This window comes from Pseudomonas sp. SK2 (assembly GCF_016772395.1).
Lineage (GTDB): Bacteria > Pseudomonadota > Gammaproteobacteria > Pseudomonadales > Pseudomonadaceae > Aquipseudomonas > Aquipseudomonas taiwanensis.
The window spans coordinates 4,091,643-4,113,353 of the sequence record NZ_CP061944.1 but is presented as its reverse complement, the minus strand read 5'-3'; the positions used below and the strand labels follow the sequence as shown (position 1 = coordinate 4,113,353).

19 protein-coding genes are annotated in these 21,711 nt (G+C 61.7%); 18 read left to right on the top strand and 1 reads right to left on the bottom strand.

Going from position 1 to position 21,711, the window contains the following annotated elements:
• From lpxD to ispD, 13 genes are all read left to right on the top strand, one after another.
• Nucleotides 1-1,056 carry a UDP-3-O-(3-hydroxymyristoyl)glucosamine N-acyltransferase gene (gene lpxD / locus IF103_RS18490; RefSeq protein WP_023381965.1) on the top strand — a complete coding sequence of 352 codons (1,056 nt, stop codon included), beginning with the start codon at nt 1-3 and terminating at the stop codon, nt 1,054-1,056.
• A gap of 114 nt (nt 1,057-1,170) precedes the next feature.
• Entirely contained in the window at nt 1,171-1,611 is a 441-nt protein-coding gene (gene fabZ, locus IF103_RS18485) for a 3-hydroxyacyl-ACP dehydratase FabZ (RefSeq protein WP_003252314.1), read from the top strand.
• Nucleotides 1,608-2,384: an acyl-ACP--UDP-N-acetylglucosamine O-acyltransferase gene (lpxA, locus tag IF103_RS18480; RefSeq protein WP_023381964.1), complete on the top strand. Its 777-nt coding sequence runs from the start codon at nt 1,608-1,610 to the stop codon at nt 2,382-2,384. The genes fabZ and lpxA overlap by 4 nt, the downstream gene beginning before the upstream one ends.
• 1 nt (nt 2,385) lies before the next feature.
• Nucleotides 2,386-3,513, top strand: coding sequence for a lipid-A-disaccharide synthase (gene lpxB / locus IF103_RS18475; protein ID WP_023381963.1), 1,128 nt, complete (start codon nt 2,386-2,388; stop codon nt 3,511-3,513).
• A 1-nt stretch (nt 3,514) separates the two neighbouring features.
• On the top strand, nt 3,515-4,138 hold the full coding sequence (gene rnhB, locus IF103_RS18470) for a ribonuclease HII (protein WP_023381962.1): 624 nt from the start codon (nt 3,515-3,517) through the stop codon (nt 4,136-4,138).
• 91 nt (nt 4,139-4,229) lie between these two features.
• Nucleotides 4,230-7,754: a DNA polymerase III subunit alpha gene (dnaE, locus tag IF103_RS18465; protein ID WP_202675554.1), complete on the top strand. Its 3,525-nt coding sequence runs from the start codon at nt 4,230-4,232 to the stop codon at nt 7,752-7,754.
• Between the two features lie 105 nt (nt 7,755-7,859).
• The gene (gene accA, locus IF103_RS18460; RefSeq protein ID WP_023381960.1) at nt 7,860-8,807 is read left to right on the top strand and encodes an acetyl-CoA carboxylase carboxyl transferase subunit alpha; all 948 of its coding nucleotides are present in this window, start codon (nt 7,860-7,862) and stop codon (nt 8,805-8,807) included.
• A gap of 91 nt (nt 8,808-8,898) precedes the next feature.
• The gene (gene tilS / locus IF103_RS18455) at nt 8,899-10,182 is read left to right on the top strand and encodes a tRNA lysidine(34) synthetase TilS (protein ID WP_023381959.1); all 1,284 of its coding nucleotides are present in this window, start codon (nt 8,899-8,901) and stop codon (nt 10,180-10,182) included.
• Nucleotides 10,183-10,451: 269 nt separating this feature from the next.
• A complete protein-coding gene (gene pyrG / locus IF103_RS18450; protein WP_023381958.1) occupies nt 10,452-12,080 on the top strand; it encodes a CTP synthase in 1,629 nt (542 codons plus the stop codon).
• Between the two features lie 3 nt (nt 12,081-12,083).
• Nucleotides 12,084-12,929, top strand: coding sequence for a 3-deoxy-8-phosphooctulonate synthase (gene kdsA, locus IF103_RS18445; protein ID WP_023381957.1), 846 nt, complete (start codon nt 12,084-12,086; stop codon nt 12,927-12,929).
• 153 nt (nt 12,930-13,082) lie between these two features.
• Nucleotides 13,083-14,372 carry a phosphopyruvate hydratase gene (eno, locus tag IF103_RS18440; RefSeq protein WP_023381956.1) on the top strand — a complete coding sequence of 430 codons (1,290 nt, stop codon included), beginning with the start codon at nt 13,083-13,085 and terminating at the stop codon, nt 14,370-14,372.
• Nucleotides 14,373-14,530: 158 nt separating this feature from the next.
• On the top strand, nt 14,531-14,812 hold the full coding sequence (ftsB, locus tag IF103_RS18435) for a cell division protein FtsB (protein ID WP_023381955.1): 282 nt from the start codon (nt 14,531-14,533) through the stop codon (nt 14,810-14,812).
• Nucleotides 14,809-15,516, top strand: coding sequence for a 2-C-methyl-D-erythritol 4-phosphate cytidylyltransferase (ispD, locus tag IF103_RS18430; RefSeq protein WP_023381954.1), 708 nt, complete (start codon nt 14,809-14,811; stop codon nt 15,514-15,516). The genes ftsB and ispD overlap by 4 nt, the downstream gene beginning before the upstream one ends.
• 841 nt (nt 15,517-16,357) lie before the next feature.
• Here the strand turns inward: ispD and IF103_RS18425 are convergent.
• The gene (locus IF103_RS18425; RefSeq protein ID WP_023381953.1) at nt 16,358-17,248 is read right to left on the bottom strand and encodes a LysR substrate-binding domain-containing protein; all 891 of its coding nucleotides are present in this window, start codon (nt 17,246-17,248) and stop codon (nt 16,358-16,360) included.
• Between the two features lie 107 nt (nt 17,249-17,355).
• Between IF103_RS18425 and IF103_RS18420 the strand changes: the two genes are divergently transcribed.
• The 5 genes from IF103_RS18420 (at nt 17,356) to surE (ending at nt 21,683) form a co-directional block, all read left to right on the top strand.
• Nucleotides 17,356-18,468, top strand: coding sequence for an S-(hydroxymethyl)glutathione dehydrogenase/class III alcohol dehydrogenase (locus tag IF103_RS18420; protein WP_023381952.1), 1,113 nt, complete (start codon nt 17,356-17,358; stop codon nt 18,466-18,468).
• Between the two features lie 8 nt (nt 18,469-18,476).
• On the top strand, nt 18,477-19,331 hold the full coding sequence (gene fghA / locus IF103_RS18415) for an S-formylglutathione hydrolase (RefSeq protein ID WP_023381951.1): 855 nt from the start codon (nt 18,477-18,479) through the stop codon (nt 19,329-19,331).
• Nucleotides 19,332-19,417: 86 nt separating this feature from the next.
• Nucleotides 19,418-19,891: a 2-C-methyl-D-erythritol 2,4-cyclodiphosphate synthase gene (gene ispF / locus IF103_RS18410; protein ID WP_023381950.1), complete on the top strand. Its 474-nt coding sequence runs from the start codon at nt 19,418-19,420 to the stop codon at nt 19,889-19,891.
• The gene (gene truD / locus IF103_RS18405) at nt 19,888-20,946 is read left to right on the top strand and encodes a tRNA pseudouridine(13) synthase TruD (RefSeq protein ID WP_202675552.1); all 1,059 of its coding nucleotides are present in this window, start codon (nt 19,888-19,890) and stop codon (nt 20,944-20,946) included. Before ispF ends, truD begins: the two co-directional genes overlap by 4 nt.
• Nucleotides 20,934-21,683 carry a 5'/3'-nucleotidase SurE gene (gene surE / locus IF103_RS18400; RefSeq protein WP_202675550.1) on the top strand — a complete coding sequence of 250 codons (750 nt, stop codon included), beginning with the start codon at nt 20,934-20,936 and terminating at the stop codon, nt 21,681-21,683. The genes truD and surE overlap by 13 nt, the downstream gene beginning before the upstream one ends.
• The last annotated feature ends 28 nt before the right edge of the window (nt 21,684-21,711 follow it).

Below are 21,711 nucleotides of genomic sequence, written 5' to 3'. Positions count from 1 at the left end.
ATGACCGTGACCATGACGCTCGGCCAGTTGGCCGAAGCGCTCGGGGCGACCCTCAAGGGGCCCGAGGCGCTGCAAATTACCGGACTGGCCACCTTGCAGGAGGCCGGCCCTGGTCAATTGAGCTTCCTTGCCAATCCGCAGTACCGCAAATACCTGGATAACAGCCAGGCAGCGGCGGTATTGCTGAAGGCCGCGGACGCCGAAGGCTTTGCTGGTAACGCCCTGATCGTGGCCGACCCGTACCTTGCCTACGCGCGCATTTCCCACCTGTTCGATCCCAAGCCCAAGGCTGAGGCGGGTATTCATCCCAGCGCCGTGGTGGCAGAGGATGCCCAGGTGGATGCCAGTGCCAGCATCGGGCCATTCGTGGTCATCGAGAGCGGTGCGCGTATTGGTGCCAATGTGAGCATCGGTGCGCACTGTGTGATTGGTGCGCGCAGCGTGGTGGGCGAGGGCGGCTGGTTGGCGCCGCGCGTCACCCTGTACCACGATGTGACCATTGGCAAGCGTGTGGTCATTCAGTCAGGCGCGGTGATCGGAGGTGAAGGCTTCGGCTTTGCCAACGAGAAGGGTGTCTGGCGCAAGATTGCCCAGATTGGCGGCGTCACCATTGGTGATGACGTGGAAATTGGCGTCAATACCGCGGTCGACCGTGGTGCGCTGTCCGATACGCGCATCGCCGATGGCGTCAAGCTCGACAATCAGATCCAGATCGCCCACAACGTGCAGATCGGCGAACACACGGCCATGGCGGCCTGTGTCGGGATTTCCGGCAGCACGCGTATTGGCAAGCACTGCACCATCGCCGGTGGCGTCGGCATGGTTGGCCATATCGATGTCTGCGACAACGTATTCGTGTCTGGAATGACCATGGTCACCCGTTCGATCACTGAACCGGGCGCCTATTCTTCCGGCACGGCCATGCAGCCGTTGGCTGACTGGCGCAAGAGTGCGGCGCGTATTCGCCAGCTGGACGACATGTCCAAGCGTCTCCAGCAGTTGGAAAAACGTGTCGATACCGTGACCTCAGGTGATCAGCCGGCATCAGAAGGCTGATACCATTTCCTGAGCGAGCGTGAACAGTCGCTAGCTGGCTCCTCTTTGGATTTGCAAAAGGAGCGTGTGGTCAGCACCTGCGCTCCCTATTCTTATTACAGGCTTCCCCCCGAAATGATGGACATCAACGAGATTCGCGAATACCTGCCTCACCGTTACCCGTTCCTGCTGGTGGACCGAGTGACGGATTTGGACTTCGAGGCCCAGAGCATTCGTGCCTACAAGAATGTCAGCATCAACGAGCCGTTTTTCAATGGCCATTTCCCGGCGCACCCCATCATGCCGGGCGTTTTGATCATCGAGGCCATGGCCCAGGCGGCCGGCATTCTCGGTTTCAAGATGCTCGACGCCAAGCCGGCCGATGGCACGCTGTACTATTTCGTCGGTTCCGACAAATTGCGTTTCCGTCAGCCGGTATTGCCGGGTGATCAACTGGTGCTGGAGGCCAAGTTCCTCAGCCGCAAGAGCATGATCTGGAAGTTCGAATGCCGTGCGCTGGTCGACGGCAAGCCGGTCTGCTCGGCAGAGATCACCTGCGCGGAACGTTCCCTATGAGTTCGATTGATCCTCGGGCGATCATCGACCCGTCGGCCAAGTTGGCCGACGGTGTCGAAGTCGGCCCTTGGTCGATCGTAGGCCCCGATGTCGAAATCGGGGAGGGTACTGTCATTGGTCCGCACGTGGTGGTCAAAGGACCAACCCGTATCGGCAAGCACAACCGTATCTACCAGTTTTCCTCGATCGGCGAAGACACCCCGGACCTCAAGTACAAGGGCGAGCCGACGCGACTGGTGATCGGTGATCACAACGTGATCCGTGAAGGCGTGACCATCCACCGCGGTACCGTGCAGGACCGTTCGGAAACCACGCTCGGCGACCACAACCTGATCATGGCCTATGCCCACATTGGTCACGACAGCGTCATCGGCAACCATTGCATCCTGGTCAACAACACCGCGTTGGCTGGCCATGTGCATGTGGGCGACTGGGCGATCCTGTCGGGCTACACCTTGGTGCATCAGTACTGCCACATCGGGGCGCACGCGTTTTCCGGCATGGGTACGGCGATTGGCAAGGACGTCCCTGCCTTCGTCACGGTGTTCGGCAGCCCCGCCGAAGCCCGCAGCATGAACTTCGAGGGCATGCGTCGGCGCGGCTTCAGTGACGAGGTCATCCACGCCCTGCGCCGTGCCTACAAGGTCGTTTACCGCCAGGGCCTTACCGTTGAAGAAGCGGTCAAGGAACTGGAAGAACTGGCGGGGCAACACCCTGAGGTCGAGCTGTTCCGCCAGTCGATCCTGAACTCCGCTCGCGGCATCACTCGCTGACATGGCGCAGCTCTGTGTAGCGTTGGTCGCGGGTGAGGCCAGCGGCGACATTCTCGGTTCTGGCCTGATGCGCGCGCTCAAGGCGCGCCATCCTGACGTCCGCTTCATCGGTGTCGGCGGTCCGCTGATGGAGGCCGAAGGCCTGCAGTCTTACTTCCCCATGGAACGCCTGGCGGTCATGGGGTTGGTCGAGGTGCTTGGCCGCCTGCGCGAGCTGCTCAAGCGGCGCAAGGAACTGATCCAGACCCTGATTGCGCAGAAGCCCGACGTATTCATCGGTATCGACGCGCCTGACTTCACGCTCAACATCGAGTTGAAGCTGCGTCAGGCGGGTATCAAGACCGTGCACTACGTCAGCCCTTCGGTCTGGGCCTGGCGGCAGAAGCGTGTGCTGAAGATCCGCGAAGGCTGCGACCTGATGCTGACCCTGCTGCCCTTTGAGGCGCGGTTCTACGAAGAGCAGGGCGTGCCGGTGCGTTTCGTCGGTCATCCGTTGGCAGATACCATCCCGCTCGAGGCCGATCGACAGGCCGCGCGCGCTTCCCTCGGCCTGGCCGATGGTCCGCTGGTCGCCTTGATGCCGGGGAGCCGTGGAGGCGAAGTGGGGCGCTTGGGGGCATTGTTCCTCGATACTGCCCAGCTTCTACGCGACCGCATCCCGGGGGTGCGTTTCGTCCTGCCGTGCGCCAATCCCGCGCGCCGTGCCCAGATCGAACAGATGCTGGAGGGCCGTGACCTGCCGCTGATGCTGCTGGACGGCCAGTCGCATGTGGCGCTGGCGGCCTGCGATGCGGTGCTGATCGCGTCGGGCACAGCCACCCTTGAAGCACTTCTGTACAAGCGGCCCATGGTTGTGGCCTACCGCCTGGCGCCTTTGACCTTCTGGATCCTCAAGCGCCTGGTGAAGAGCCCCTACGTATCGTTGCCCAACCTGCTGGCCCAGCGCGAGCTGGTGCCGGAACTCCTGCAGGATGCCGCGACGTGTGAAGCCCTGGCCCAGGCCTTGGTGCCGTTGGTCGCCGATGGCAGCCGACAGACCGAAGGTTTCGACGAGATTCACCGCACCCTGCGCCGCGACGCTTCCAACCAGGCCGCCGACGCGGTGCTGGCTTTGCTCAAGGACCGCTGACATGCAGATTGGATTGGATTTCAACCTGGTCGAAGACTTGGTGGCGGGTGTCGACGAAGTGGGACGTGGGCCGCTGTGTGGCGCGGTCGTCACCGCTGCGGTGATTCTCGACCCGCAACGCCCGATTCTGGGTCTGAACGATTCCAAGAAGCTTACCGAGGCCAAGCGCGAAGCGCTGTTCGATGAGATCTGCGAAAAAGCCCTGAGTTTCTGTATTGCCCGTGCCGAAGTCGAAGAAATCGACCGGTTGAACATTCTTCAGGCCACCATGCTCGCCATGCAGCGTGCGGTCGAAGGCTTGAGCGTCACGCCCAAGCTCGCGCTGATCGATGGCAACCGTTGCCCCAGGCTGGCCGTGCCCGCCGCGCCGGTAGTGAAGGGCGATAGCCAGGTGCCGGCCATCGCCGCGGCGTCGATCCTGGCCAAGGTCACGCGCGATCGCGAGATGAGCGCTTTCGAGCTGATCTATCCCGGTTACGGAATTGGCGGGCACAAAGGCTATCCGACGCCGGTGCACCTGGAGGCACTTGCGCGCCTTGGGCCTACGCCCATCCACCGGCGTTCCTTCGCGCCGGTTCGCGCGGCCTGGGAAGCCCGTGAAGGCCTCACTGACTCACTGATCTAACACATTGGGGCCGCACAGCGGCCCCAATCGTTTCCCTCTCATTTACGTTACAATCCCGCCCTTGTCGTCAAGCTCTGCTACAGGATCATCCATGTCGGTTCCCTTCGTTCACCTGCGCGTACACTCCGAATTCTCGCTGGTCGACGGCCTGGTGCGGATCAAGCCGCTGGCCAAGGCGCTGGCCGGGATGAACATGCCCGCGGTGGCGATCACTGACCAGAGCAACATGTGCTCGCTGGTCAAGTTCTACAAGACCGCCATGGGCGCCGGGATCAAGCCGATCTGCGGCGCCGACCTGTGGCTGGCCGGAGCCGATCCCGAGGCGCCGCTGTCGCGCATCTGCTTCCTGGCCATGAACCCCAAGGGTTACCGCAACCTGACGGAGTTGATCTCGCGGGGTTGGACCGAAGGCCAACGTAACGGCCTGGTGATTCTCCAGCGCGACTGGATCGCCCCGGCCAGTGAGGGCGTGATCGCCCTGTCCGCTGGCAAGGAGGGCGACATCGGTATGGCCCTGATGGCTGGTCGGAATGAAGAAGCCGAGGCCCTGCTGCGCGACTGGATGGGCATGTTCCCCGAGCGTTTCTACGTCGAAGTGCAGCGCACCAACCGCGCAGGTGACGAGGAGTACGTGCATGCCGCCGTGGCCCTGGCCGACAAGCTCGGGGCGCCGCTGGTGGCGACCAACGACGTGCGTTTCATCAAGCAGTCCGACTTCGACGCCCACGAGACCCGCGTCTGCATCGGCGAGGGCTGGACCCTGGATGACCCACGTCGTCCCCGCAATTACAGCGACCAGCAGTACCTCAAGAGCGCAGAGGAAATGGTCGAGCTGTTCAGCGACCTGCCGGATGCCGTCGCCAACACCGTCGAGATCGCCAAGCGTTGCAATATCCAGGTACAGCTGGGCAAGTACTTCTTGCCGGACTTCCCGACCCCCAACGGCATGGGCATCGACGACTACCTGCGCCACGTCTCCCATGAAGGCCTGGAAGAGCGCCTGGCGGTGCTCTGGCCGAAAGAGACCACGCCCAACTATGAAGAGAAGCGTCAGGTTTACCTGGACCGCCTGAAATTCGAGCTGGATATCATCATCCAGATGGGCTTCCCCGGTTACTTCCTGATCGTTATGGACTTCATCAAGTGGGCCAAGAACAATGGCGTGCCGGTCGGCCCGGGCCGGGGTTCGGGTGCTGGCTCGCTGGTGGCCTATGTACTGAAGATTACCGACCTCGACCCGCTGGCCTACGACCTGCTGTTCGAGCGTTTCCTCAACCCTGAACGTATTTCCATGCCCGACTTCGACGTCGACTTCTGCATGGATGGCCGTGACCGGGTGATCGACTATGTGGCCGAAGCCTATGGGCGCAACGCGGTGAGCCAGATCATCACCTTCGGTACCATGGCGGCCAAGGCGGTGGTGCGCGACGTGGCGCGGGTCCAGGGCAAGTCCTACGGTCTGGCGGATCGCTTGTCGAAGATGATCCCGTTCGAAGTGGGCATGACGCTGGAGAAGGCCTACGAGCAGGAAGAAGTCCTGCGTGACTTCCTCAAGGGCGACGAGGATGCCCGTGAGATCTGGGACATGGCCCTGAAGCTGGAGGGGGTCACCCGCGGCACTGGTAAGCACGCCGGTGGTGTGGTTATCGCGCCCACCAAACTCACTGATTTTTCGCCGATCGCCTGTGATGAAGAAGGCGGCGGCCTGGTTACCCAGTTCGACAAGGACGACGTCGAAGCTGCCGGCCTGGTGAAGTTCGACTTCCTCGGCCTGCGTACCCTGACCATCATCAAATGGGCAATGGAGACCATCAACCGCGAGCAGGCCAAGAAGAACCTGCCGGACGTCAACATCGACTTCATCCCTCTGGATGACCGCAAGACCTACGAGCTGTTGCAGAAGGCCGAAACCACGGCGGTTTTCCAGCTCGAATCCCGTGGCATGAAGGAGCTGATCAAGAAGCTCAAGCCCGACTGCCTGGAAGATTTGATCGCACTGGTGGCCCTGTTCCGACCGGGCCCGCTGCAATCGGGCATGGTGGATGACTTCATCAACCGCAAGCACGGTCGCGCCGAGCTGGCCTACCCGCACCCGGACTACCAGTACGAGGGCCTGCAGCCGGTACTGGCGCCGACATACGGCATCATCCTGTACCAGGAACAGGTGATGCAGATCGCTCAGGTCATGGCGGGCTACACCCTCGGTGGCGCGGACATGCTGCGTCGAGCCATGGGTAAGAAAAAGCCCGAAGAAATGGCCAAGCAGCGCGGCGGCTTCATCGAAGGTTGTGCCAATAACGGTATCGATGCTGATCTTGCGGGTAACATCTTTGACCTTGTAGAGAAGTTCGCAGGTTACGGCTTCAACAAATCCCACTCCGCCGCCTACGGCCTGGTGTCCTACCAGACCGCTTGGCTCAAGACGCATTATCCTGCGCCGTTCATGGCTGCGGTCCTGTCGGCGGATATGCACAACACCGACAAGGTGGTGGTGCTGATCGAGGAAGTGCGCAGCATGAAGCTGCGCCTCGATGCGCCGGACGTGAACAACTCCGACTTCAAGTTCACCGTGAACGATGACGGTCGCATCGTCTACGGCCTGGGGGCGATCAAAGGCGTGGGCGAGGGGCCGGTGGAGGCCATCGTCGAGGCGCGCGCCCAGGGCGGTCCCTTCAGGGACTTGTTCGATTTCTGTGAACGCGTCGACCTCAAGCGTGTCAACAAGCGTACCCTGGATGCGCTGATCCGCAGTGGTGCGCTCGATCGCCTCGGTCCGTACTTCCACGACGAAATCAAGGCCTACCAGGCCAACATCGATCGCAACCGCGCGACCTTGCTGGCCGCGCTGGAGGAAGCCATCAAGTCTGCCGAGCAAACGGCCCGTACCGCCGACAGCGGTCACGTCGACCTGTTCGGCGGGTTGTTCGTCGAGGAAGACTCCGACGTCTACGCCAATCACCGCAAGGTGCGTGAGTTGACGCTCAAGGAACGCCTCAAGGGCGAGAAGGACACCCTCGGCCTGTACCTGACGGGCCATCCGATCGATGAGTACGAAAGCGAAATTCGTCGCTTTGCCCGTCAACGCATCATCGACCTCAAGCCGTCGCGCGAGCCCCAGACCATCGCCGGCATGATCGTTGCTTTGCGGGTGATGAAGAACAAGAAGGGCGACAAGATGGGCTTCGTGACCCTGGATGACCGTTCAGGGCGTATCGAGGCCTCGTTGTTCGCCGACGCCTTCATGGCGGCCCAGTCGTTGCTGCAGGCCGATGCCATGGTGGTGGTGGAAGGAGAAGTCAGCAACGACGACTTCTCCGGTGGCCTGCGTTTGCGGGTCAAGCAAGTGATGACCATGGAGGACGCACGCACCAAACTGGCCGAAAGCCTGCGCCTGAAGGTGGCCCATGACGCGCTCAAGGGCGACCGGCTGAAGTGGCTGGGTGAACTGATCACCCGCCATCGCGGTGGTTGCCCCATTACCCTCGAGTACACCGGCAGCGATGCCAAGGCTATGCTGCAGTTCGCCGACGAGTGGGCGATCGACCCGGCCGATGGCTTGATTCAAGCGCTGCGTGACCAGTTCGGGCGTGAGAACGTCTTCCTGCAATATCGTTGAACCGACCTAATTTAATCTCGACCTGAATGCGCCTGATCCCTTAAGGTAGGGCGCCAAACGGATCAACCGGCCGGCCGCCTGGCCGTAGACCCAAGACGGATGACTATGAACCCGAACTTCCTCGATTTCGAACAGCCGATTGCCGACCTGCAAGCCAAGATCGAAGGGTTGCGCCTGGTGGGTAACGACAATTCGCTGAACATCAGCGATGAAATTGCCCGTCTGCAAGACAAGAGCAACACCCTGACCGAAAGCATTTTCGGCAACCTGACCAGCTGGCAGATCGCCCGTCTGGCCCGTCACCCGCGTCGTCCTTATACCCTGGACTACCTCGAGCACATCTTCACCGAGTTCGAAGAGCTGCACGGTGACCGCCACTTCGCCGATGACGCTGCCATCGTCGGTGGTACTGCACGTCTGGATGGCAAGCCGGTGATGGTCATCGGTCACCAGAAAGGCCGCGAAGTGCGCGAGAAGGTGCGCCGCAATTTTGGTATGCCGCGTCCGGAAGGCTACCGCAAGGCCTGCCGCCTGATGGAGATGGCCGAACGCTTCAAGATGCCGATTCTCACCTTCATCGACACCCCGGGTGCCTACCCAGGTATCGACGCCGAAGAGCGCAACCAGAGCGAAGCCATCGCCTGGAACCTGCGTGTCATGGCGCGCCTGAAAACCCCGATCATCGCCACCGTGATTGGTGAGGGCGGTTCCGGTGGCGCATTGGCCATCGGTGTGTGCGACCAGCTGAACATGCTGCAGTACTCCACCTACTCGGTCATCTCGCCGGAAGGTTGCGCCTCGATTCTGTGGAAGACCGCCGACCGCGCAGCCGACGCGGCCGAGGCCATGGGCGTCACCGCAGAACGCCTGAAGAGCCTGAACATCGTCGACAAGGTCATCGAGGAACCGCTGGGCGGCGCCCACCGTGACCCGGTGAAGATGTCCGAAAGCATCCGTGCCGACCTGATCCAGCAGCTGGACATGCTCGGCAAGCTCGACAACGACGCGCTGCTGGCGCGCCGTTATGAGCGTCTGATGAGCTACGGTCTCTGATAGACCCGGGGCTCTGGAAGCCTTGATCGTCGGTTTGCCGGCGATCAAGGCCTGTAGTGGCCCCGGCGATTTCAAACCGTGTGAGGCCTACATGATCAACCTCACCCCCTGGCTGAACGCCCCCGCCTGGCACGTCGCCTTCTCTGGCGGCCTCGACTCCACAGTCCTTCTGCACCTGTTGGCCGATTACGCCCGCAGTCACTGCGCTCCACCACTGCGCGCCATCCATGTCCACCACGGTTTGCAACCTGTCGCCAATGACTGGCCGGAGCACTGCCAGCGTGTCTGCAACGACTTGGGTGTCGAGCTTACCGTGATCCGCGTTCAGGTCGAGCCGGGTGCCAGCCTTGAGCAGGCTGCACGTAACGCCCGCTACTCGGCATTGGCTCAGGTGCTGGGCCCGGGAGAGCTGCTGTTCACCGGCCAGCACCGCGAGGATCAGGCTGAAACCCTGCTGTTTCGCCTGTTGCGTGGCGCCGGTTTGCGCGGGTTGGCCGCCATGCCCGACAAGCGGCGGTTGGGGCAGGGCGCCTTGGTCCGCCCGTTGCTGGCGATCTCGCGAGCACAGTTGGCCGCGTACGCCCAAGCCTGGCGGCTGAAGTGGGTCGAAGACCCTTCCAACCGTGACACCGACTTCGCCCGCAACTACTTGCGTGGCGAGGTGTTGCCGTTGCTGCGCCAGCGTTGGCCGCAAGCGAGCCAAAACATCGCGCGCTGCGCCGATCATCTTGGCGAAGCGCTGGGGCTGCTCGATGAAGTGGCGCTTGACGATCTGGCCCTAGCCGAGCAAGGCGCTCCGGCTCAGTGGTCTGCCCTGAGTTCGCTCGATCTGACCTGCCTCCGTTCGCTGTCACCTGCTCGCCAGCGCAACGCCTTGCAATACTGGCTCAGCCAGCGCACTCGATTGCCTGACAGCCGTCACTGGGCCGGGTGGGTGGATTTGTGCACTGCCGCGCTCGATGCCCAGCCGATCTGGCGCCTTGCCGACGGCCAGTTGGTGCGCAGCAATGGGCGTATCTGGTGGCTTGGCGATGACTGGTTGCAGTCCGAGCCTGTCGGGCAGCCCTGGCTGGCGCCGGCCGAGGCACTGGCATTGCCGGGCAATGGCGATGTGCGTATCGAGGGCAAGCGGCCCGAGGGGCCGCTACGCATCGCATATCGCCAGGGGGGCGAAGTGCTGGACGTCCCCGGTCGTGGTCGGCGTGATCTCAAGCGCCTGCTGAACGAGGCGCAGGTTCCGCACTTCCTGCGTTCGCGCCTGCCGTTGCTGTTCCGTGGCGAGGACTTGCTGGCGGTGGCCAATCTTCCCGAACGGGGGCAGGCCGATTGCCAGCTTCGCTGGCATTTGCCGACAAGCGCGCAAGGTTTGAGATGAAGGGTACATTCCGGTAGACTACCCTCCCTTCTTGATACAGCTTCTGTGGGTTCCGCGAAAACACAGGAGTTGCCGATTACCAAGCAGTTTTTTGCTGGGCTGATTCTGGAAATGACGAGCGAGCTCCATGCCGGGGATACCCCTGGTCTGTACAGACGCGGCAGTTTTTCGAGATGCACTGTGATTGACGCAGGTGATCGGGGGCTTCGGCCTTCCTTCGCTTTCTCCGGCGGCGCTGGCCGCCTTAACGCAGACTTCTAGGGTTTTTCATGACGCGCTACATATTCGTCACGGGCGGTGTTGTTTCTTCATTGGGGAAAGGCATTGCCTCGGCTTCCCTGGCGGCCATCCTGGAAGCGCGGGGGCTCAAGGTCACCATGCTCAAGCTGGATCCGTACATCAACGTCGATCCTGGCACCATGAGCCCGTTCCAGCACGGTGAAGTATTCGTCACCCACGACGGCGCCGAGACTGACCTCGACCTGGGCCACTACGAGCGGTTCATCCGCACCACCATGACCCAGAACAACAACTTCACCACCGGCCGTATCTACGAGCACGTGCTGCGCAAGGAGCGCCGTGGTGATTATCTGGGCGCGACCATCCAGGTCATCCCGCACATCACCGACGAAATCAAGCGTCGCATCATCAAGGGTGCCGGCGATGCCGACGTGGCCCTGGTGGAAATCGGCGGTACCGTGGGTGACATCGAGTCGCAGCCGTTCCTCGAGGCGATTCGCCAGTTGCGCGTCGAAGTGGGCTCCAAGCGCGCCATGCTGATGCACCTGACCCTGGTGCCGTACATCGCCACCGCCGGCGAGACCAAGACCAAGCCGACCCAGCACTCGGTCAAGGAGCTGCGCTCCATTGGCCTGCAGCCGGACGTGCTGATCTGCCGTTCCGACCATCCGGTCGATGCCTCCTCGCGTCGCAAGATCGCGCTGTTCACCAACGTTGAAGAGCGTGCGGTCATCTCCCTGGAAGACGTCGACACCATCTACAAGATCCCGGGCGTGCTGCACGCACAGGGTCTGGACGACTTCGTCGTCGAGCGCTTCGGCCTGCAGTGCAACAGCGCCGACCTGTCCGAGTGGGACAAGGTGGTCGATGCCAAGCTCAACCCAGAGCAAGAAGTCACCATCGCCATGGTCGGCAAGTACATGGAACTGCTGGACGCGTACAAGTCGCTGATCGAAGCGATGAGCCACGCCGGCATCCAGAACCGTACCAAGGTCAACCTGCGCTACATCGATTCCGAAGATATCGAGAACCAGGGCACCAGCCTGCTGGAGGGCGCAGACGCCATCCTGGTTCCTGGCGGTTTCGGCCTGCGTGGCGTGGAAGGCAAGATCACCGCAGTGCAATATGCCCGCGAGAACAAGGTGCCGTACCTGGGTATCTGCCTGGGCATGCAGGTTGCCGTGATCGAGTTCGCCCGTAACGTGATGGGTTGGAAAGACGCCAACTCCACCGAGTTCGACCGTAACAGCGGTCACCCGGTAGTCGGCCTGATCACCGAGTGGGCCGATGCCACCGGCGCGGTCGAAACCCGTACCGAAGCCTCCGATCTCGGCGGCACCATGCGCCTTGGCGCTCAGGATTGCCAGATCGTTGCCGGCTCCAAGGTTCATGACTGCTACGGCACTGACATCATCACCGAGCGTCACCGCCACCGCTACGAAGTGAACAACAACCTGCTGCCGCAGCTGATCGACGCCGGCCTGGTGGTTTCCGGCCGCTCCGAAGACGGCGCGCTGGTGGAAGTGGTCGAGTCCAAGGATCACCCATGGTTCGTGGCCTGCCAGTTCCACCCGGAGTTCACTTCCACCCCGCGTGACGGTCATCCGCTGTTCAGCGGTTTCGTCAAGGCAGCCCTGGCACAGAAGAACAAGGCCTGATCAATGACCCAGAAGATCATTCGCGTCGGTAACATCGAGATCGCCAACGACAAGCCGTTCGTCCTGTTCGGCGGCATGAACGTGCTGGAGTCTCGTGATCTGGCCCTGAAGGTCTGCGAAGAGTACGTACGGGTGACCGAGAAGCTCGGTATTCCGTACGTGTTCAAGGCCAGCTTCGACAAGGCTAACCGTTCGTCGGTGACATCGTTCCGCGGCCCAGGCATGGAAGAAGGCCTGAAGATCTTCGAAGAGATCAAGAAGACCTTCAACGTGCCGGTGATCACCGACGTGCACGAACCCTACCAGTGCGAGCCGGTCGCCAAGGTGTGCGACATCATCCAGCTGCCGGCTTTCCTGTCGCGCCAGACCGACCTGGTCGTGGCGATGGCCAAGACCGGCGCGGTGATCAACATCAAGAAGGCCCAATTCCTCGCGCCGCAGGAAATGAAGCACATCCTCAACAAGTGCGTTGAGGCCGGCAACGACCAGCTCATTCTGTGCGAGCGTGGTTCGAGCTTTGGCTACAACAACCTGGTCGTGGACATGCTCGGCTTCGGCATCATGAAGCAGTTCGAGTACCCGGTGTTCTTCGACGTGACACACGCCCTGCAGATGCCGGGTGGCCGCGCCGATTCCGCCGGCGGCCGTCGCGCCCAGGTCACCGACCTGGCCAAGGCCGGCATGAGCCAGAGTCTGGCAGGCCTGTTCCTCGAAGCTCACCCTGACCCGGACAACGCCAAGTGCGATGGTCCTTGCGCCCTGCGCCTGGACAAGCTGGAGCCGTTCCTGGCCCAGCTCAAGCAACTGGACGACCTGGTGAAAAGTTTTCCGACGGTAGAAACCGCGTAAAGCTCATTTCTCGGGTAAAGTACCGCCCGTTCTCCCCTTGACCGTTTGGTCAGGGGGCGCTTTCACCCGGCCTGCCCGCTGTGCCCCGCCTGGTGGAGTGCAAGGATTTCCTTAAGCTGCGTTGTTTTCGTCAATTCTGGAGTGCTTACAACAATGGCAAAGATCGTCGACATCAAAGGTCGTGAAGTTCTCGACTCGCGTGGCAACCCCACCGTGGAAGCCGATGTACTGCTCGACAACGGCATCATCGGCAGCGCCTGCGCGCCGTCCGGTGCTTCCACCGGCTCGCGCGAAGCGCTGGAGCTGCGCGATGGCGACAAGAGCCGTTACCTGGGCAAGGGCGTGCTGAAGGCCGTCGCCAACATCAACGGCCCGATCCGTGACCTGCTGCTGGGCAAGGACCCGGCTGACCAGAAGGCCCTGGACCGTGCCATGATCGAACTGGACGGAACCGAGAACAAGGCCAAGCTGGGCGCCAACGCCATTCTGGCCGTGTCCCTGGCTGCCGCCAAGGCCGCCGCACAGGATCTGGACCTGCCGCTGTACGCGCACATCGCCAACCTGAACGGTACCCCAGGCCAGTACTCGATGCCGGTTCCGATGATGAACATCATCAACGGTGGCGAGCACGCCGACAACAACGTCGACATCCAGGAGTTCATGGTTCAGCCGGTTGGCGCCAAGACCTTCTCCGACGGCCTGCGCATGGGTACCGAGATCTTCCACCACCTCAAAGCCGTGCTCAAGGCCCGTGGCCTGAACACTGCGGTGGGTGACGAAGGTGGCTTCGCGCCGAACCTGGCTTCCAACGAAGACGCGCTGGGCGCCATCGCCGAAGCGGTCGAGAAGGCGGGCTACAAGCTGGGTACCGACGTGACTCTGGCTCTGGACTGCGCGGCTTCCGAGTTCTACGAAGACGGCAAGTACAACCTGTCCGGCGAAGGCAAGTCGTTCGACGCCGAAGGTTTTGCCGACTACCTGAAGGGCTTGACCGAACGTTTCCCGATCATCTCGATCGAAGACGGTCTGGACGAGTCCGACTGGGCTGGCTGGAAAATCCTGACCGACAAGATCGGTGCCAAGGTTCAGCTGGTGGGTGACGACCTGTTCGTGACCAACACCAAGATCCTGAAAGAAGGCATCGAGAAGGGTATCGGTAACTCGATCCTGATCAAGTTCAACCAGATCGGCTCGCTGACCGAAACCCTGGAGGCCATCCAGATGGCCAAGGCCGCCGGTTACACCGCAGTCATTTCGCACCGTTCCGGTGAAACCGAAGACTCGACCATCGCCGACCTGGCAGTCGGTACTGCTGCCGGCCAGATCAAGACCGGTTCGCTGTGCCGTTCCGACCGCGTTTCGAAGTACAACCAGCTGCTGCGTATCGAAGAGCAACTGGGCGCCAAAGCGGTTTACCGTGGCCGTGCCGAGTTTCGCGGTTAAGCAAGAGATGGTAAAAAGACAGCAGCCGAGGCTGTCGGACCTTTCCTACTGAAAGATCTGGCGCTTCCAGCGGGTTTCTGTCGACGAAGCCTGGCCTCGGCCAGGCTTCGTGCTATTCGAAGCCCGTGAGCGGCGTCTTTTTAACCCTGGATACCTTGATGCGCAGTCCCTATTGGTTGTTCCTTGTCCTGCTCCTGCTGCTCGGTGGCCTGCAGTACCGCCTCTGGGTGGGTAATGGCAGCCTGGCGCAAGTGGCCGAGCTCAAGCAGCAGATTGCCGAGCAGCATGCGGAGAACGAGCGTTTGCTCGAGCGTAACCGTGTGCTTGACGCGGAGGTCCTGGAGTTGAAGAAAGGTATGGAGACCGTCGAAGAACGGGCTCGTCATGAATTGGGAATGGTCAAAGAGGGCGAAACTCTCTTCCAGTTGCCGCAAAAATGACTGATACGTTGCCGGCCTTCTGGGCTGTGATTCCTGCCGCGGGCGTGGGTACCCGCATGGCTGCCGACCGTCCCAAGCAATACTTGCAATTGGGCGGGCAGACGCTTCTCGAATATAGTCTCGACTGTTTTCTCGATCACCCGGCGCTCAAGGGCGTGGTGGTCAGCATTGCTGAAGACGACCCTTACTGGCCGACCTTGCGTTGTGCCAGTGATTCACGCATTCGGCGTGCGCCTGGCGGGCGTGAGCGTGCTGACTCGGTGCTCAATGCCTTGTTGTTGTTGCATGCCCAAGGGGCGACTGATAACGACTGGGTGTTGGTGCATGATGCTGCGCGTCCGAACCTTGCACGTTCCGATCTGGATCGGTTGCTGACTGACTTGGCTGACGACCCTGTAGGTGGGTTATTGGCGGTGCCGGCACGTGACACGCTCAAGCGGGCGGATGCCCATGGGCGGGTCAGTGCGACGGTGGATCGCAGTACCATTTGGCAGGCTTATACGCCACAGATGTTTCGTCTTGGGGCTTTGCATCGGGCATTGGCTGAATGTCTGGTGTCGGATGTCGTGGTGACTGATGAGGCGTCCGCGATTGAATGGTCTGGTCAGGCGCCGCGGTTGATCGAGGGTCGCAGTGACAACATCAAGGTGACCCGACCGGAAGATCTGGAGTGGTTGCGTCAACGCTGGTCAACCCGAAGCTAAAGGCTGTCGCTGTCGCTGTCGCTGTCGCTGTCGCTGTCGCTGTCGCTGTCGCTGTCGCTGTCGCTGTCGCTGTCGCTCGTTTTTTGCTTTTGCTTCTAGTGCGCAATAGACCAAGCGCCGCGAATTGCGACGTCAGGAGGCCGAACGCAGGTCTTGCGGAGGGAGGTGACGGGCATGGATGCCCGTCAAGCGCTGCGGCCCAGGATGGGCCGTTCAGCGCGGTCCTCCCGGGAGCAAGGCCGGAGTGAGGGTACCCCGAAGCGAAGCGTAGGGGCCGGATGATAGGAGCTGACGGTTTTTGGTTCCTTTTTGCCACGACAAAAAGGGACCCGCTGTAAGAGCGGAAAGGTGATTAGGCGTCACCTTGGCAAATGGATATGTTCACAAATCCAAATACCAAAACCTCGAACCTCGAACCTCGAACCTCGAACCTCGAACTTCAAACTTCAAAGCGAATGCTTGGTGCTGGCACTCAAATAGCGTGAATATCCATTTGCCATGGAGGCACCTATTCACCTTTCCGCCCTTCCGGCGGGTTACTTTGGTCGTGGCCAAAGTAACCAAAACCGTCGGCTCCTATCATCCGGCCCCTACGCTTCGCTCCGGGGTTCCCTCACTTCGGCCTTGCTCCCGGGAGGACCGCGCTGAACGGCCCATCCTGGGCCGCAGCGCTTGACGGGCATCCATGCCCGTCACCTCCCTCCGCAAGACCTGCGTTCGGCCTCCTGACGTCGCAATTGGCGGCGCTTGGTCTATCGCGTAAAAAGAAAGCAAAAGCAAAAGCAAAAGCAAAAACAAACACAAACGCAGCGAGTGGGATGGCATTATCGAATAATCGTGTTCAGCGATATTCCGGTAATTGCGAAAGACCGGCTTTCAAGAAGTCCACAAGCCGCCTGACTTTAGGCGAAAGATGCCGCTGCTGAGGATACAGCGCCCAAACCGCAGTATTAGGCGGCTGATGCGACTCCAACAGCGAAACCAACGCCCCGCTTTTAAGATGCTCCAGCACGTAATAATCCGGTAGCTGACACAATCCCATCCCCAGCAACGCAGCATCCAACACAGCTTGCCCACTGTTGCACCGCCAATTCCCCTGCACACGCTGACTGATCTCCCGACCATCCTGCTGCAGCGCCCAGATATCAGAGCTACCCACCAGGCAATTATGTCGCGCCAGCTCCGACAAACTATGCGGCCGGCCATAACGCTCAAGGTAAGCCGGCGAAGCACACAGGTACATGCGCCGTGGCGCCAGACGAGCCGCGACCAACCGCGAGTCCTGCAGACGCCCCAGGCGAATCGCCAGGTCCATCCCCTCGTGCACCAGGTCCAGCGTCCGGTTGGTCAGTTCCACCTCGACCCGCAACTGCGGATACAACGCCATGAAGCGCGTGACCAGAGGCACGATGAAACGCTCGCCGTAAGCCACCGCGCAGGTCATGCGCAACAATCCCTTCGGTTCACTGGCCAAGTCGCCCATCGCGCGTAACGCCTCTTCGCGACCATCTTGCAGACGCTGGCAGTGTTGAAGGAACGTCTGGCCTGCCTCGCTCAACGTCACGCGGCGGGTACTGCGGTACAACAGGCGTGTCTGCAGGCGCTCCTCTAGGCGAGCGATCTGCCGGCTGATGTGCGACGACGATACCCCTAACCGCTCCGCCGCAGCAGTGAACTGTCCCGACTCGGCCACGGCAACGAACTCGTCGATGCCTTCCCAGCGACTGCTCATCGATTATCCCTGTATGGCAATAATGTTTTGTCTTCGCTCGGATTATTCATCAAAAGTGCCTGAATTACACTGAGTACTGGAATCGACACTCTGTCTGGAGAACCTTGATGATCAAGTCCCGTGCCGCCGTCGCCTTCGAGGCCAAGAAACCCCTGGAAATCGTCGAAGTCGACGTGGCCATGCCCAAGGCGGGCGAAGTGCTGCTGCGCGTGGTCGCCAGCGGCGTCTGCCATACCGATGCCTATACCCTGTCGGGCGCCGACCCGGAAGGTATCTTCCCGTCGATTCTCGGTCATGAAGGCGGTGCAATCGTCGAAGCAATTGGTGAAGGCGTGACTTCCGTAGCTGTCGGCGACCACGTCATTCCGCTGTACACTCCAGAGTGCGGCCAGTGCAAATTCTGCCGTTCGGGCAAGACCAACCTGTGCCAGGCCATCCGCGCCACTCAAGGCAAGGGCTTGATGCCTGATGGCACCACTCGCTTCTCCTACAAAGGCCAGCAACTGTTCCACTACATGGGGACCTCGACGTTCTCCGAGTACACCGTGCTGCCGGAAATTTCCGTGGCCAAGATCCAGAAAGAAGCGCCGCTGGAGAAAGTCTGCCTGCTGGGCTGCGGTGTCACCACCGGTATCGGTGCCGTGCTCAACACCGCCAAGGTCAAGCCAGGTGACACCGTGGCCATCTTCGGCCTGGGTGGCATCGGCCTGTCGGCGATCATTGGCGCGGTCAAGGCCAAGGCCTCGCGCATCATCGCCGTCGACATCAACCCCGCCAAGTTCGAGATCGCTCGCCAGCTGGGTGCTACCGACTGTGTCAACCCCAAAGACTACGACCGCCCAATCCAGGAGGTGATCGTCGATCTCACTGATGGCGGCGTGGACTTCTCGTTCGAGTGCGTAGGTAACGTCCAACTGATGCGTGCGGCCCTGGAGTGCTGCCACAAAGGCTGGGGCGAGTCCGTCATCATTGGCGTGGCCGGCGCTGGCCAGGAAATCTCCACCCGTCCATTCCAGCTGGTGACCGGTCGCGTCTGGCGCGGTTCGGCCTTCGGCGGCGTACGAGGTCGCAGCGAGCTGCCAAGTTACGTTGAAATGTCCGAGAAGGGCGAAATTCCGCTGGATACCTTCATCACCCATACCATGGGCCTGGAAGACATCAACAAAGCCTTCGACCTGATGCATGAAGGCAAGAGCATCCGTAGCGTGATCCACTTCTGAGGTCAGCCATGAGCCTGGATAACATCTCCTGCCAGAAGAGCTTCGGCGGCTGGCACAAGCGTTACCGGCATCACTCCAAGGTGCTGGGCTGTGACATGGTATTCGCCGTGTACCTGCCGCCGCAGGCCGAACAGGGCGAGAAGCTACCGGTGCTCTATTGGCTGAGCGGCCTGACGTGCACCGATGAAAACTTCATGCAAAAGGCCGGCGCCCAGCGCCTGGCCGCCGAGCTGGGGCTGATCATCGTCGCGCCAGACACCAGTCCGCGTGGTGAGCAGGTGCCCGGCGATCCGGACGGTGCCTGGGACTTCGGACTCGGTGCTGGCTTCTACCTCAATGCCACCCAGCAACCCTGGTCGAAGCACTACCGTATGCACGATTACGTGGTCGAGGAGCTACCGGCACTGATCGAGGCGCATTTCCCAGCTTCCGACCAGCGCAGCATCAGCGGCCATTCCATGGGCGGGCACGGTGCTTTGGTCTGCGCATTGCGCAACCCAGGGCGCTACCGTTCGGTGTCGGCGTTTTCGCCAATCAGCAATCCAATGGATTGCCCTTGGGGCGAAAAGGCCTTCAGCCGTTACCTGGGTGAGGACCGGGCGCGCTGGCGCGAGTGGGATGCCAGTGTGCTGCTGGCTGAGACGCCTTCCGGCAAATGCCCGCCGTTGCTGGTCGATCAGGGCGACCGCGATGACTTCCTCGAGAAGCAGCTCAAGCCAGAAGCACTGGAGCAGGCAGCGCGCAAGGGGGGGCATGAGCTGACCCTGCGTCTGCAGCCTGGGTATGACCATAGCTACTACTTCATCGCCAGCTTCATCGATGAGCACCTGCGCCATCACGCGCTAGCGCTGGGGCGGGCGTAGCGGTGGTGCTTGGTGTCGGCAATAGCCAGCCCAAGCGCCCACAAAGCAGGTAGAATCACGCCCTGACTTTATCAGGGCGTTTTTCTATGCGTATTGGCCACGGCTACGATGTGCACCGTTTCTGCGACGGTGATTTCATTACCCTGGGCGGGGTGCGTATCCCCCACAAATACGGCCTGCTGGCCCACTCCGACGGTGACGTGCTGCTGCACGCACTGAGCGATGCTTTGCTCGGCGCCGCCGCGCTGGGAGACATCGGCAAGCATTTCCCCGATACCGACCCGCAGTTCAAGGGCGCGGACAGCCGTGTCCTGCTGCGTCACGTGGTCGGCATCGTTCTGGCCAAGGGCTGGAAAGTCGGCAACGTCGACGCCACCATCGTTGCCCAGGCGCCGAAGATGGCCCCACACATCGAAACCATGCGCCAGCTGATCGCCGAGGACCTGCACGTCGAACTCGACCAGGTCAACGTCAAGGCGACCACCACCGAAAAACTCGGCTTCACCGGCCGCGAGGAGGGTATCGCCGTGCATGCGGTTGCCCTGTTGCTGCCAGCATGACCGAACACGACCTGCTCGGCCCGCGTGCATCGGGCCAATCCTTGGGCACCGCGGTGCTCAAGGCGGTGGCCGACGATTTCCAGGTGGACGAAGTGCTGGACATTCCGCTGTCCGGCCAGGGCGAGCACCTGTGGCTGTGGGTTGAAAAGCGTGACCTCAATACCGAGGAGGCTGCTCGTCGCCTGGCACGTGCAGCTGGTGTGCCGGTCCGCGCCATCAGCTACGCCGGTCTGAAGGACCGCCAGGCCCTGACCCGCCAGTGGTTCAGCCTGCACCTGCCGGGCAAGGCCGACCCGGACCTGTCCCGCGCCGAAGACGACACCCTGCGTGTACTCAAGCAGGTGCGCCACCAGCGCAAACTGCAACGAGGCGCTCATTCCGCCAACGGCTTTACCCTGCGTCTGACTGCGCTGGCGGCAGACCACCAGGCGCTGGATGCTCGGCTGGAACTGCTCAAGCAGCAGGGGGTGCCCAACTACTTCGGCACGCAGCGTTTCGCCCATGGTGGCGGCAACGTGCATGACGCCCGGGACTGGGCACAGCGCAAGGCGCTACCGGAACAACGCAATGTACGTTCGCGGCTGCTGTCAGCGGCGCGCAGCTATGTGTTCAACCAGGTGTTGGCGGCTCGGGTTGCCGATGGAAGCTGGCAGCACGCGCTGGTTGGCGATTTGTTGGCGTTCACTGACAGCCGCAGTTTCTTTCCGGCGGGCGAGTCGGAATGTTCCGATCCACGCCTGGCGATTCTGGACTTGCATCCCACCGGCCCGATGTGGGGAGAGGGTCCGTCACCGGCAGCCGGGGCGCCCTTCGAGCTGGAGTCGGCTGTCGGTGAGCAGCACCAGGCGCTTTGCCAATGGCTGGCCCACGCGGGAATGAGTCACGAACGACGCATCCTGCGGCTCCCTATTGGCAGCTTGTCGTGGCATTATCCCGAGCCTGATATCCTGCAACTGGAATTCGTCCTTCCGGCCGGATGCTTCGCCACCGTGGTGGTGCGCGAACTCGTCGATCTGGTGCCGGCAGGGCAGACGGACAGCCCATGCGTATTCTGATTTCGAACGATGACGGTGTTACCGCCCCCGGGATTGCCGCGCTGCATGCTGCGCTGGCGGACTACGCCGAGTGTGTGGTGATCGCCCCGGAACAAGACAAGAGCGGCGCCAGCAGTTCGCTGACGCTCGACCGGCCTTTGCACCCGCATACCCTGGCCAACGGCTTCATCAGCCTCAATGGCACGCCGACCGACTGCGTGCATCTGGGGTTGAATGGGTTGCTGCCGGAAATGCCCGACATGGTCGTTTCCGGCATCAACCTGGGCGCTAACCTGGGTGACGATGTGCTCTACTCCGGCACCGTTGCCGCCGCCCTCGAGGGCCGCTTCCTCGGCGGAGCGTCGCTGGCGTTCTCGCTATTGTCGCGCCAGACCGACAACCTGCCGGCGGCGGCCTACATCGCACGCCGCCTGGTGGAGGCACAATCGCGACTCGACCTGCCGCCTCGGACCGTGCTCAACATCAATATCCCCAACCTGCCACTGGAGCATATCCGGGGTATCCAGCTCACCCGGCTCGGGCATCGGGCGCGTGCGGCGGCGCCCACCAAAGTGGTCAACCCACGTGGCAAGGAGGGCTACTGGATTGCCGTGGCCGGCGATGCCGAGGATGGCGGGCCGGGTACCGACTTCCATGCGGTGATGCAAGGCTACGTGTCGATTACACCGCTGCAGTTGGACCGGACCTTCAACGACGCGTTCGAGCGCTTCGATGGCTGGCTGGAGGGCGTACTCTGATGCGCGAACACGACGATCTGCTGCGCCG